Source organism: Xanthomonas sp. CFBP 8445 (genome assembly GCF_025666235.1).
In the GTDB taxonomy this organism is placed as follows: Bacteria; Pseudomonadota; Gammaproteobacteria; order Xanthomonadales; family Xanthomonadaceae; genus Xanthomonas_A; species Xanthomonas_A indica.
In genome coordinates, this window is sequence record NZ_CP102594.1 from 4,170,796 (window position 1) to 4,183,536 (window position 12,741).

At 69.0% G+C, this 12,741-nt stretch carries 11 protein-coding genes; 6 read left to right on the forward strand and 5 right to left on the reverse strand.

Going from position 1 to position 12,741, the window contains the following annotated elements; translation table 11 throughout:
* The first annotated feature begins 23 nt into the window (after positions 1–23).
* The 5 genes from NUG21_RS17900 to NUG21_RS17920 all read left to right on the forward strand — a co-directional run bounded on the left by NUG21_RS17900 (position 24) and on the right by NUG21_RS17920 (position 6,636).
* On the forward strand, positions 24–1,244 hold the full coding sequence (locus tag NUG21_RS17900; protein WP_160946293.1) for an ABC transporter permease: 1,221 nt from the start codon (positions 24–26) through the stop codon (positions 1,242–1,244).
* Between the two features lie 36 nt (positions 1,245–1,280).
* Entirely contained in the window at positions 1,281–2,612 is a 1,332-nt protein-coding gene (locus NUG21_RS17905) for an ABC transporter permease (RefSeq protein ID WP_160946292.1), read from the forward strand.
* Positions 2,609–3,844 (forward strand): ABC transporter permease, encoded by a 1,236-nt coding sequence (locus NUG21_RS17910; protein WP_160946291.1) that lies wholly within the window; start codon positions 2,609–2,611, stop codon positions 3,842–3,844. Before NUG21_RS17905 ends, NUG21_RS17910 begins: the two co-directional genes overlap by 4 nt.
* Before the next feature lie 102 nt (positions 3,845–3,946).
* The gene (locus NUG21_RS17915) at positions 3,947–5,284 is read left to right on the forward strand and encodes a sigma-54-dependent transcriptional regulator (protein WP_160946290.1); all 1,338 of its coding nucleotides are present in this window, start codon (positions 3,947–3,949) and stop codon (positions 5,282–5,284) included.
* Positions 5,281–6,636: a sensor histidine kinase gene (locus NUG21_RS17920; RefSeq protein ID WP_019797852.1), complete on the forward strand. Its 1,356-nt coding sequence runs from the start codon at positions 5,281–5,283 to the stop codon at positions 6,634–6,636. The genes NUG21_RS17915 and NUG21_RS17920 overlap by 4 nt, the downstream gene beginning before the upstream one ends.
* Positions 6,637–6,763: 127 nt before the next feature.
* Here NUG21_RS17920 and NUG21_RS17925 read toward each other — a convergent pair whose 3' ends face one another.
* Together NUG21_RS17925 and glmU are read right to left on the reverse strand one after the other, a co-directional pair.
* Positions 6,764–7,285, reverse strand: coding sequence for a GNAT family N-acetyltransferase (locus NUG21_RS17925; protein ID WP_263391580.1), 522 nt, complete (start codon positions 7,283–7,285; stop codon positions 6,764–6,766).
* A 3-nt stretch (positions 7,286–7,288) separates the two neighbouring features.
* Positions 7,289–8,656 (reverse strand): bifunctional UDP-N-acetylglucosamine diphosphorylase/glucosamine-1-phosphate N-acetyltransferase GlmU, encoded by a 1,368-nt coding sequence (gene glmU, locus NUG21_RS17930; protein WP_160946288.1) that lies wholly within the window; start codon positions 8,654–8,656, stop codon positions 7,289–7,291.
* A gap of 140 nt (positions 8,657–8,796) precedes the next feature.
* Between glmU and NUG21_RS17935 the strand changes: the two genes are divergently transcribed.
* Positions 8,797–9,180, forward strand: a complete 384-nt coding sequence (locus NUG21_RS17935) for a GtrA family protein (protein WP_160946287.1) — start codon at positions 8,797–8,799, stop codon at positions 9,178–9,180.
* Positions 9,181–9,786: 606 nt separating this feature from the next.
* Here the strand turns inward: NUG21_RS17935 and NUG21_RS17940 are convergent.
* The 3 genes from NUG21_RS17940 to atpD all read right to left on the reverse strand — a co-directional run bounded on the left by NUG21_RS17940 (position 9,787) and on the right by atpD (position 12,634).
* Entirely contained in the window at positions 9,787–10,365 is a 579-nt protein-coding gene (locus NUG21_RS17940; protein WP_160946286.1) for a chorismate mutase, read from the reverse strand.
* A gap of 296 nt (positions 10,366–10,661) precedes the next feature.
* On the reverse strand, positions 10,662–11,084 hold the full coding sequence (locus NUG21_RS17945; protein ID WP_019796279.1) for a F0F1 ATP synthase subunit epsilon: 423 nt from the start codon (positions 11,082–11,084) through the stop codon (positions 10,662–10,664).
* 143 nt (positions 11,085–11,227) lie between these two features.
* A complete protein-coding gene (gene atpD, locus NUG21_RS17950) occupies positions 11,228–12,634 on the reverse strand; it encodes a F0F1 ATP synthase subunit beta (RefSeq protein WP_017910295.1) in 1,407 nt (468 codons plus the stop codon).
* Positions 12,635–12,741: the final 107 nt, after the last annotated feature.

Consider the following 12,741-nt stretch of genomic DNA (forward strand, 5'->3'; position numbering starts at 1 on the left):
CCCTCTCAGCCAGGACTCCCGCCGTGTCCCTTCATCCCATTCTCTCCAGCCTGCGCAACCACCGCGTCGCGGCCAGCCTGATCGTGCTGGAAATCGCCTTCAGCTGCGCTGTGGTCTGCAATGCGCTGTTCCTGATCGACCAACGGCTCGAGCGCATGCACCGGCCCAGCGGCGTCGCCGAGCAGGAGCTGGTGCAACTGCGCACCCGCAGCGTGGTCAAGGACGGCAACAGCGCCGCATTGACCCAGTCCGATCTGGACGCGCTGCGGCGCATTCCCGGCGTGCGCGATGCCAGCAGCATCAACATGGCGCTGTTCGGCGATTCGATCGGCTACAGCGGCGTGTCACTGCAGCCGGACCAGGAGCGCAGCACCCTGCATGCCGTGCACTACTTCGGCGATGCGCATCTGCTCGACACCTTGGGGCTGCGCCTGATCGCCGGACGCGGTTTCCGCGCCGACGAATTCGTCGACGAAGCGCAGTTGACCAGCACCGTCGACAAGCGCGCGCCGCCGGCGGTGATTCTTAGCCAGGCGCTGGCGCAGCGCCTGTTCCCCGGCCGGGACGCGGTCGGCCGCAAACTCTATGTGTTCGGCGAACATCGCGTGGTTGGCGTGGTCGAGCGCCTGGTGCAGCCGCGCGACATGGGCGCCGAGTCCCAGTACGACTTCGCCATGCTGTTCCCGGTGAACGTGGCCTCCTCCAGGAGCACCTACCTGCTGCGCGTACGCGACCCGGCGCAACGCGAGGCGGTGCTGCGGCAGGCCAAGGCGGTGCTGCAGCAGCAGGGCCCACGGCGCATGGTCAGGAGCGCCAAGACCCTGGAGCAGGCGCGCGCGGACTACTACCGCAGCGACCAGGCGATGGCCTGGCTACTGGTGGGCGTGAGCGCGGCGCTGCTGCTGGTCACCGCGCTGGGCATCGTCGGCCTGACCAGTTTCTGGGTGCAGCAGCGCACCAAGCAGATCGGCATCCGCCGTGCGCTCGGCGCCACCTGCACGCAGATCCTGCGGCATTTCCAGCTGGAGAACTTTCTGCTCGCCAGTACCGGCATCGTGCTCGGCATGCTGCTGGCCTACGCCGCCAACCTGTACCTGATGAGCGCCTACGAGTTGCCGCGGCTGCCGTTGTGGTACCTGCCGGTCGGCGCGGTGGTGCTGTGGCTGCTCGGCCAGCTCGCGGTGCTGCCGCCCGCGCGCCGCGCCGCCGCGGTGCCGCCGGCGGTGGCCACGCGCAGTGTCTGAGCGAGCGCGGCCCCCCATCGAGCGAGGAGACGCGGGATGCTGAACTATTACCTGCCGCTGGCCTGGCGCAGCCTGCTGCGCACGCCGGTCGCCACTGCGTTGATGGTGCTGGCGATCGGCCTGGGCATCGGCGCGAGCATGACCATGCTGACGGTGCTGCACGTGATGTCGCGCGATCCGCTGCCAGGCAAGAGCGATGCGCTCTACACCCCGCACCTGGATCCGTTGCCGTCCAGCTATCCAGAAAACCACGAGTGGGGCGATCCGGCCGACAACCTCACATGGCCCGACGCCATGGCGCTGCTACGCGCCGCACCCGCCACGCCGCAGGCGGCGATGGCCGGCGGACAGGTCTTGCTGTGGCCGCCGCGCGCGGCGCAAGCGCCGCTCGACCTGAGCGGCCGCTACACCAGCGCCGGGTTCTTCGCCCTGTTCGGCATCCCCTTGCAGCGCGGCCACGGCTGGAGCGCGGCGGACGACCAAAGCCACGCCCGCGTCATCGTGCTGAGCCGCACCCTGGCCAACACCCTGTTCGGCGCGCGCGATCCGATCGGCCAGCGGGTGGCGCTGGGGGAAAAGCGCATCGGCTTCCAGGTGATCGGCGTGACCGGCCAATGGGATCCGCAACCGCTGTTCTACGCCGACCCTGGCAGCAAGGGCAGTTTCGGCCAGCGCGACGATTTCTTCCTGCCCCTGTCGACCGCGATGGAACTGGCACTGGACGTCAACAGCAACATCAGCAGCTGGAACAGCTTCAACGGCGACGACGCGGCGCGACGCAAGGATCCGTCGACCAGCTGGCTGCAGTTCTGGGTGCGCCTGGACACGCCGCAGCAGGTCGCCGCCTACCAGCGCCTGCTCTACGACTACGCCGCGACACAGCACGCCAGCGGCCGCTTCCAGCGGCCGCCGGAGCGGGCGCGCCTGTATGCGTTGATGGACTGGCTGCGCCACCTGCGGATGGTGCCCGACGATGTGCGCCTGCAGACGCTGCTGGCGCTGGGTTTCCTGTGGATCTGCCTGGTCAACGTGATCGCCTTGCTGCTGGCGAAATTCCTGCGCCGCGGCGGCGAGATCGGCGTGCGGCGCGCGCTCGGTGCCCGCCGCGGCCACGTGTTCCTGCAGTTCGGCAGCGAGGCCGCGCTGATCGGACTGCTCGGTGGCGCAGTGGGCATCGCCATCGCCGAACTGGGTCTGTGGAGCGTGCGGCAGCGCCCGGACGACTACGCCAGGTTGGCGCGGATGGACCTGCAAATGCTGCTCGCCACCGTGGCACTGGCGGTGATCGCCGCACTGCTGGCGGGCCTGCTGCCCGCCTGGCGGGCCAGCCGGATCGACCCCGCCCTGCAGATCAAGGACCTGACATGAATCTGCCAATCCGTCCCATCCTCTCCAGCCTGCAGCATCACCGCCTGACCGCCGCGCTGCTGGCGCTGCAGGTCGCGCTGACCTGCGCCTTCGTCGCCAACGCCGTGTTCCTGATCGATGGGCGCATCGAACGTCTGCGGGTCTCCAGCGGCTTGCCCGAGGAAGAACTTTCGCTGATCTCGGTGCGCGGCGTCCAGAGCGATGGCAACGCGCTGGCCCAGCAACAATCCGATCTGCGGGCGTTGCGCAGCATTCCCGGTGTCACCGCGGCCGCCGCGATCGGCTTCAGCCTGCCGCTGTCCGGCGGCGCCAACGACTATGGCGGTTGCCCCGACCGGCAGACGCTGGACCGCGCGATGGCGCAGCAGTCGATGGACAATACAGGGTGCATCCAGGCCACGTATTACTCCGGCTCGCCCGGTTTCGTGCAGGCCATGGGCGCGCACCTGGTCGCTGGCCGCGACTTCCGTGCCGACGAATATTCCACCGCCACACCGAGCGCCGTGATCGTCACCCGCGCGCTGGCGCGGCAACTGTGGCCAGGTCAACCTGCGGTCGGCAAAACGCTGTATGGCGGAGTCCACGGCGCCATCGTCGTCGGTGTCGTCGACGATCTGCTGCGCACGACGCTGCGCGGCGCAGCGGTCGACCATCTGGCCGCGCTGTCGCCGCAGCTGCCCGCGGGCAACCAGGTGCAATACCTGTTGCGCAGCGCGCCGCAGGACCGCGAACGGATCCTGGCCGCAGCGGCCGGCGCGCTGGCACAGGCAGGACCGCTGCGGCTGATTCCGGCCGAAGGGCGCCGCAGCTATTCCCAGCTGCGGCAGCGCTATTTCCAGCGCGATGCCACCATGATCGGGTTGCTGCTCGCGGCGACCACCGGCCTGTTGTTCGTGACCGCCCTGGGCATCGGCGGACTAGCCAGTTTCTGGGTGCAGCAACGCACGCGCCAGATCGGCATCCGCCGCGCCATCGGCGCGACCCGTCGCGACATCCTGCGCCATTTCCAGACCGAAAACCTGCTGATCGTGAGCGCCGGCAGCGCCGCGGGCATGGTGCTGGCGGTGCTGCTCAATCAAGCGCTGTTGCAGCGCTACGATCTGCCACGCCTGCCGCTGGGCTACCTGCCGACCGTCGCTGCAACGCTCTTGCTGCTCGGCCAACTGGCGATCCTGGCGCCCGCCCGCCGCGCCGCCGCGGTGCCGCCGGCGGTGGCCACGCGCAGTGTCTGAGGCGCCGATGCACGCAGGCACGACAAGCCGCGCGCGGACTGCGATGATGCCGCCTGGTCCGTTTTTCTTCGCCAGCGCGCCCGCCCGCGCCCAAGGTGCACGATGCCCTGCCTGCTGATCATCGACGACAACCCCGCAGTCGCCACCGCGCTGGAAGTGCTGTTCTCCCTGCACGACATCGATACCGTCTACGCCGACAGCCCGCAGGCCGGCCTGCAGCGCCTGAGCGAGGGCGACATCGACCTGGTGCTGCAGGACATGAACTTCACCGCCGACACCACCTCCGGCGAGGAAGGCGTGGCCCTGTTCGATGCGATCCGCGCGCGCCACCCGGACCTGCCGGTGATCCTGCTGACCGCCTGGACCCAGCTCAGCAGCGCGGTGGAACTGGTCAAGGCCGGCGCCGCCGACTACCTGGCCAAGCCCTGGGACGACCGCAAGCTGCTGACCACGGTCAACAACCTGCTGGAACTGTCCGAGACCCGCCGCGAACTGGAGCGCCGCCGCGACGGCGAGCGCCGCCACCGCCAGCAGTTGGCGCAGCGCTACGACCTGTGCGGCGCGGTGTTCGCCGACCCCGCCAGCGAGCGCGCGATCGCCCTGGCCTGCCAGGTCGCGCGCTCGGAACTGCCGGTGCTGATCACCGGCCCCAACGGCAGCGGCAAGGAGAAGATCGCGCAGATCATCCAAGCCAACTCCTCGGTGCGGCGCGGCCCGTTCGTGGCGCTGAACTGCGGCGCGATCCCGGCCGAATTGATCGAGGCCGAGCTGTTCGGCGCCGAGGCCGGCGCCTACACCGGCGCCAACAAGGTGCGCGAGGGCAAGTTCGAGGCCGCCGACGGCGGCACCCTGTTCCTGGACGAGATCGGCAACCTGTCGCTGGCCGGGCAGATGAAGCTGCTGCGGGTGCTGGAGACCGGCCGCTTCGAGCGCCTGGGCTCCAACCGCGAGCGGCAGGTCAAGGTGCGGGTGATCAGCGCCACCAATGCCGACCTGACCGCGATGATCCGCGAGGGCACGTTCCGCGAGGATCTGTACTACCGGCTCAACGCGGTGGAACTGTCGCTGCCGGCGCTGGCCGAGCGCCCCGGCGACATCGTGCCGCTGGCCGAGCACTTCCTGTCCGGCGACAAGCCGCTGTCGGCCGGCGCCTGCCAGGCGCTGCAGCGCCACGCCTGGCCCGGCAACGTGCGCGAACTGCGCAACGTGGTGCAGCGCGCCGAACTGCTGGCCGGCGGCACACAGATCGAGGCCACCGACCTCAACCTGCCGAAGCCGGCAGCGCCGCGCGTGACCGCCGCCGCCGAACCCGATCGCGAGCGCATCGTGGCGGAACTGGGCCGTGCGCACGGCGTCATCGCCCAGGCCGCCGCCGAACTGGGCATGAGCCGGCAGGCGCTGTACCGGCGCATGGACCGCTACGGCATCCCGCGCGAATGAAACTGCGCCGCTCCTTCACCGTCATGCTGTTCCTGCGCCTGCTGCCGGTGCTGGCGCTGGCCGCCGCCTTGCCGTGGTTGCTGGCCTACTGGATGGACCGCGGCTGGGAAGTGGTGACAGCCTCGGCGCTGGCCCTGCTGCTGTTGATGTGGTGGACCCTGCGCCGTGCCACCGCGCCGATGCGCTCGCTGTTCCGCGCCCTGGCCGGCACCGTCAGCAGCTACCGCGACGGCGAATACAACTTCGGCGTGCACTGGCGCGGCGACGACGAACTCGGCGAGATGGTCGCCGCACACGCCCAGCTCGGCGAGATCCTGCGCGAGCAGCGCCAGGGCCTGGCGCAGCGCGAACTGATGCTCGACACCATGGTGCAGAACACCCCGGTGGCGATGCTGCTCACCTCCAAGGGCGGCGACGGCCTGCGCCGCGTGGTGTTCTCCAACCTGGCCGCGCGCAAGCTGCTGCACAGCGGCTGGAAGCTGGAAGGCCAGCGCCTGGACGACCTGCTGCTGGGCGTGCCGGCGCCGCTGCGCGAAGCGATCTCGCGCGGCGGCGACAGCCTGTTCGCCATCGAAGGCGGCGACGAGGATCCGGACGAGGAACAGATCTACCACCTGTCGCAGCGCCGCTTCCATCTCAACGGCCGCCCGCACGAGCTGCTGCTGATCCGCCTGCTCACCGCCGAGTTGCGTCGCCAGGAAGTGCACACCTGGAAGAAGGTGATCCGGGTGATCAGCCATGAGCTCAACAACTCGCTGGCGCCGATCGCCTCGCTGGCGCACTCCGGTGCCGAGCTGGTGCGGCGGCAGAAGGTGGAAAGGCTGGAAGAGGTGTTCGGCACCATCGAGGAACGCGCGCGGCATCTGGAAGGCTTCATCCGCGGCTACGCGCGTTTCGCCAAGCTGCCGCAGCCGCAGCTGCAGACCGTGCACTGGGCGCAGTTCCTGGCCGGGCTGCAGCAGCACATCCCGTTCGCGCTGGAACTCGAGGCGCCGGACCTGCACAGCCGCGTCGATCCGGCACAACTGCAGCAGGCCCTGCTCAACCTGGTCAAGAACGCGCACGAATCCCTGCCGGAAGGACAGACGCCGGCAGACGGCGTGCGCGTGCGCGTGTCCACCCGCCCGGACTGGCTGCGCCTGGAAGTGCTGGACCGCGGCAGCGGCATGAACGAGGCGGTACTGCACAACGCCCTGATGCCGTTCTATTCGACCAAGCGCAACGGCACCGGCCTGGGCCTTGCCCTGACCCGCGAGATCGTCGAGGCCCACGGCGGCCGCCTGTCGCTGCACAACCGCGACGAAGGCGGGTTATGCGTGACCGTGCAGTTGCCGCAGGGGGAGCGCGGCTGATTTTTTTGGGCCGGGATTGGGGATTGGGGATTGGGGATTGGGGATTGGGGATTCGGGATGGAAGATCCGGCTCCCTAGGAATGCAGCGGTTGCGGCGAGCTGAGAAGCGGCGAGCCGGCCGCGAAGCTCAGGGCGACGGCAACGGGCAACGCATCGCCACCCGCAGGTGCATCGGGAAGCCGAGCGCGGCTTCCTGTTGCCAGGTGGCGCGCAACTGCGGCCCCCATTGCCCAGGCGGCAGCTCGGCGAAGCCTTCGCTGGCGTAGAACAGGGCATTCCACGGCACATCGCGCAAGGTCGTGAGCAGCATGCACGGGAAGCCGGCCTCCATCGCGGCCGCGCGCGCATGCCGCAGCAGCGCACGACCATGACCACGGCGGCCTGCATCGGGGTCCACATCCATCTGCTGCACATGGAAGCCGTCGTCCAGCCGCCCGCCGAGCAGATAGCCGGCGCAACGGCCGTCTTCGTCCAGCGCCACCCACAGCTGCCCGCGTGCAAGCCCCGCGCGCAGCGCCTGCGCATCCAGCGTGTGCGCCGCGAACACGGCCTGTGCCGCATGGCCCTGCAACAGGGCGCCGGCGCCCCGCTCGATCTCCAGCAACCGCGCCAGCTCCTGCTCGCGCGCCAAACGAATGCGTCCGGCCATGCCTCAGTCGCGTTTGCCCGGGCGCTTCCAGCCCTCGACCGTTTCCTGGCGCACCCGCGCCACGCTCAGCTTGCCGGCCGGCGCGCTGCGGGTGATCACCGAGCCGGCGCCGATGGTCGCACCCTCGCCGATCTCCAGCGGCGCCACCAGCGCGCTGTTGGAGCCGACGAACACGCCATCGCCGATCGATGTCTGCGACTTGTTGACCCCGTCGTAGTTGCAGGTGATGACGCCGGCGCCGATGTTGACGCCGCTGCCGATGGTGGCATCGCCCAGGTAGGTCAGGTGATTGGCCTTGCTGCCGACGCCGAGCACCGCCTTCTTGGTCTCGACGAAGTTGCCGATGTGCACGCCGTCGGCCAGCACCGTGCCCGGGCGCAGCCGCGCGAACGGGCCGATCTGCACCGCGCCCTCGGCCACCACGCCTTCCAGGTCGCAATGCGCGCGCACCTCCGTCCCTGGTCCCAGCACCACGTCCTTCAGCCGCACGAACGGGCCGATGCTGACGCCATCGCCCAGTTCCACCTCGCCCTCCAGGATCACATTGGCGTCGATGCGCACGTCGTGGCCGGCGCGCACGCGGCCGCGCTGGTCCAGGCGGCTCGGGTCGATCAGTTGCACGCCCTGTTCGCACAGCGCCCGCGCCGCGCGCAGTTGCCAGGCGCGTTCCAGCTGCGCCAGCTGCCACGGGTCGTTGGCGCCCTCGGCCTCGATCGGATCGGCCACCAGCACCATTTCCGCCGGGGTGAACTCGGCGGCGGCGGCAGCGAACACGTCGGTCAGGTAGTACTCGCCCTGCGCGTTGTCGTTGCGCAGCTGCGCCAGCCAGCGCCGCAGCGCGGTGGATTCGGCGGTGACGATGCCGGTATTGATGGTGCGGATGCGCCGCTGCTCGTCGTCGGCATCCTTCTGCTCGACGATCGCCGCGACCTTGCCGGCGGCGTCGCGCACGATGCGGCCATAGCCGGTGGGATCCTCCGGTTCGGCGACCAGCACCGCCACGCGTCCCGGCGCATGCAGCAAGCGGGTCAGGGTCTCGGCGCGGATCAGCGGCACGTCGCCGTACAGCACCAGCACCGTGGCCGCGTCGGGCACGGCCGCCATCGCCTGCTGCACCGCGTGGCCGGTGCCCAGCTGTTGCGCCTGCTCGGCCCACAGCAGATCCGGCTGGTCGGCGAAGGCCGCCAGCACTTCCTCGCCGCCGTGGCCATGGACGATGTGGATCGCATCGGGCTGCAGGTGGCGCGCGGTCTCGATCACATGCGCCAGCATCGGCCGGCCCGCGATCGGCTGCAGCACCTTGGGCTTGACCGACTTCATCCGCTTGCCCGCGCCGGCGGCGAGGATCACGACATGCAGGGGCAGGCTCATGGGGCGGTTCCGTTGCGGGTGGACGACGAATTCTAGAGGGTGCCGGCCGCGCTTGCCGTCACGGCCGCAGCACGCGCGGCGGGCTGCACATCGACGCGGCAAGCGCTAGCATGCGCGATCGTCTTCTCCTGCGGATGTTCATGGGTCTCCTGCGCCAGGGCAGCCAGTTCCTGCTGATCGGCCTGCTGCAATTGCTGGTCGACTGGAGCGTGTTCGTCGCCGCGACCGCGGCCGGCATGCCCACGGTCCCGGGCAACGTGCTGGGCCGCGTCTGCGGCGCCCTGCTCGGGTTCTGGCTCAACGGCCGCATCACCTTCGCCAACGGCGACGATGCGCGCCTGGGCTGGCGCCGCTTCGGCCGCTTCATGGCCATGTGGCTCGTGCTCACCGCGCTCAGCACCTGGCTGGTGGCGCTGTGCGCGCACGCGCTTGGGCTGCGCCTGGCCTGGCTGGCCAAACCGCTGGTCGAAGGCATGCTGGCGGTGGTGTCGTTCTTCCTGGGCCGACAGCTGGTCTATCGCTAGCGCTGGCATGCGCGGCAGGCAAAAAGGCGTCTCCGATTGACGCGATCCTCGCTGGCGACTGTCGGGGCTTAAGCCCCTCCCACAATAGGCCCAGCGGATGTCGGAAGCATCCGTGTGGGAGCGACTTCAGGCGCGACGAGCAAAGAACGGGCAAAGGCCGACGTCGAAAGCTGCTGGACTGAACACTCCTCGCGCAGAAGACCAACCAGACACAGCAATGCTCCCATGGGAGCGGCTTCAGGTCGCCTCCCTCCACCTTTTCCGCCAATCACCATGGTGCACCGTAGGAGCGGCTTTAGCCGCGACAGGGCGTTACGGGTAGAGCGTGTCGCGGCTGAAGCCGCTCCTACGAGCGTGCCTTCTATCGCTACGGGAGCTGCCTTCAGCCGAGAAGAACCAAGACCGGGCAATGATCAGCGTCGACGGCTGTCGGGGCTGAAGCCCTCCCACAACAGGCCCAGCGGACGCCAGGAGTATCCCTGTGGGAGCGACTTCGGTCGCGACGAGTGGAGCCCGGCCGTCGGACCCACATCAGGAGCGCGGAGCGCCAAACCAACTCCGCCGCTCCGACCCAGGCCAGACGTCGCCGGCCAGGCTCTCCGCGCCTCAGTGGCAGAAATCGCCCAGGCTGCGCACCAGCGCGGTGCGGTGCAGTTGATCCAGCTGCCAGCGCAACGCATAGGCCTCGGCCGCGCGCGCGGTCGTGGCCGGGCAGTCGGGCGACTGGCGCACTGCGGCGCTGGCCTGCAGCGCATCCAGCATCTCGCCCTGCAACTGATCCAGGCGCGCACGCAGTGCGGTCAGGTCCGGGCGCGGGCTGTTGGGCGCGCGGCCGCGCAGGTGCCAACGCGACAGCAGTTCGTACTGCACCAGCTTGTTGGATTCGATCTGCATGCCGAAGAAGCGCGCCGCATCGTCCGGGTCCACACCATGGGCCGGCGCCTGCTCGCGCACGCTGGCCAGCACCGCGGCCTCGCGCGTGGCATCCAGCACCGGCTTGCCGCTGTCCCACTTGCTCAACGCGACCTGGTCGCCGATCGCATTGCGCTCGACGATACGGTCCAGCAGCGGCTCCAACGGGGTGGCGCTGCGCGCGGGCAAGGCGCATCCCATCAACATGGCGCCGGCCAGCATGGCGGTCAGCGCATGGACGCAGGGACGAGGAACGGAAGCGGACAGGCTCATCTCGATTCTCCGGTAACCGTCTGCGGATGGGGGATGGGCCGCAGATCGGGCCGCCATCTTGCCGTAGTCCACGGACCGGACGATGACCACGCCCGCGTCTTGTCGCATGACATCGCAGCCGAGTCAGCGACCAGCAAGCCAGCGCCGTGCGCCACGTCGCATTCCGCGACGCTGATCCGGCGCGCGTGCAGACGCCGCGCGTAAACGGGGAGCGCCCCACATCTGCAGACACGACAACGCCGGCAAGCGCCGGCGTTGTCGTCGCGCATGCGGCCACCGGCCGCGTGGCACGGAACTCAGTGCTTGAGGTTCTTGCGCAGACGCTCCAGCGCCTGCAACTGCGCGGTGACTTCGGCCAGCTTGGCCTGCGCCTCGGCCACGTCCATGCCTTCGCCGCGGTTGGCGAGCAGGCGCTCGGCTTCTTCCTTGGCTTTGCGCACCGACGCCTCGTCGATGTCCTGGGCGCGGATCGCGGTGTCGGCCAGGATCGTCACCACCTGCGGCTGCACCTCGAGGATGCCGCCGGAAATGGCGAAATCCAGCTGCTCGCCGCTCGGGGTGGTCACCACCACCTTGCCGGGCTTGAGCCGGGTGATCAACGGCGCGTGCTTGGGCGCAATGCCCAGCTCGCCCAGTTCGCCGGTCGCGACCACCAGGGTGGCGTCGCCGTGGTAGATCTCATGCTCGGCGCTGACGATGTCGCAACGGATGGTGCTCATGGTTACCTCGCTGGCGCGAGGCGGGATTGGGGAGTGGGGATTCGAGATTAGCCAAGACGGTCGCACCGCTCGCCCTCACTTCGAACCCCTTCTCCTCGATGCCGCCTTGCGAATCCCTAATCCCGAATGCCGAATCCCGGCTCTTACGCCTTCTCGGCCATCTTCTTGGCCTTCTCGACCGCTTCCTCGATGCCGCCGACCATGTAGAAGGCCTGCTCCGGCAGGTGGTCGTATTCGCCGTCGACGATGGCCTTGAAGCCGCGGATGGTGTCCTTCAGCGACACGTACTTGCCCGGCGAACCGGTGAACACCTCGGCCACGTGGAACGGCTGGCTGAAGAAGCGCTCGATCTTGCGCGCGCGCGACACGGCCTGCTTGTCCTCTTCGGACAGTTCGTCCATGCCGAGGATCGCGATGATGTCCTTCAGTTCCTTGTACTTCTGCAAGGTGGACTGCACGCGGCGGGCGGTGTCGTAGTGCTCGTGGCCGATCACGTTCGGGTCCAGCTGGCGGCTGGTCGAGTCGAGCGGGTCCACCGCCGGGTAGATACCCAGCGAGGCGATGTTACGCGACAGCACGACGGTGGCGTCGAGGTGGGCGAAGGTGGTCGCCGGCGACGGGTCGGTCAGGTCGTCCGCGGGCACGTACACGGCCTGGATCGAGGTGATCGAGCCGGACTTGGTCGAGGTGATGCGCTCCTGCAGCACGCCCATTTCCTCGGCCAGGGTCGGCTGGTAGCCCACCGCCGACGGCATGCGGCCCAGCAGCGCCGACACTTCGGTACCGGCCAGGGTGTAGCGGTAGATGTTGTCGACGAACAGCAGCACGTCCTTGCCCTTGCCCGAGGCGTCCTTCTCGTCGCGGAAGTACTCGGCCATGGTCAGGCCGGTCAGCGCGACGCGCAGGCGGTTGCCCGGCGGCTCGTTCATCTGGCCGTACACCATCGCCACCTTGTCCAGGACGTTGGAGTCCTTCATCTCGTGGTAGAAGTCGTTGCCCTCGCGGGTACGCTCGCCCACGCCGGCGAACACGGACAGACCCGAGTGCGCCTTGGCGATGTTGTTGATCAGTTCCATCATGTTGACGGTCTTGCCGACGCCGGCGCCGCCGAACAGGCCGACCTTGCCACCCTTGGCGAACGGGCACATCAGGTCGATGACCTTGATGCCGGTCTCCAGCAGCTCGGTGGCCGAGGACTGGTCTTCGTAGGTCGGCGCCGCGCGGTGGATTTCCCAATGGTCGGTGGCCTGCACGTCGCCGGCCTCGTCGATCGGGCGGCCCAGCACGTCCATGATGCGGCCCAGCGTGCCGGCGCCGACCGGCACCGAGATCGCACGGCCGGTGTTGGTGGCGACCAGGTTGCGCTTGAGGCCGTCGGTGGAGCCGAGGGCGATCGTACGCACGACGCCGTCGCCCAACTGCTGCTGCACTTCCAGCGTGATGGCGGTGCCGTCGACCTTCAGTGCGTCGTACACCTTCGGCACATCGGCACGCGCGAATTCGACGTCGACGACCGCGCCGATGATCTGAACGATCTTGCCCTGACTCATTTTGCTGCTCCGGTTAGCTTTAGTTCTGTCCGGATGGCCTGCGCCATCCCATGGATTTCGTGATTGGGGATTCGCGATTCGGGATTCGCAAAAGCGCGCTTCGCTGC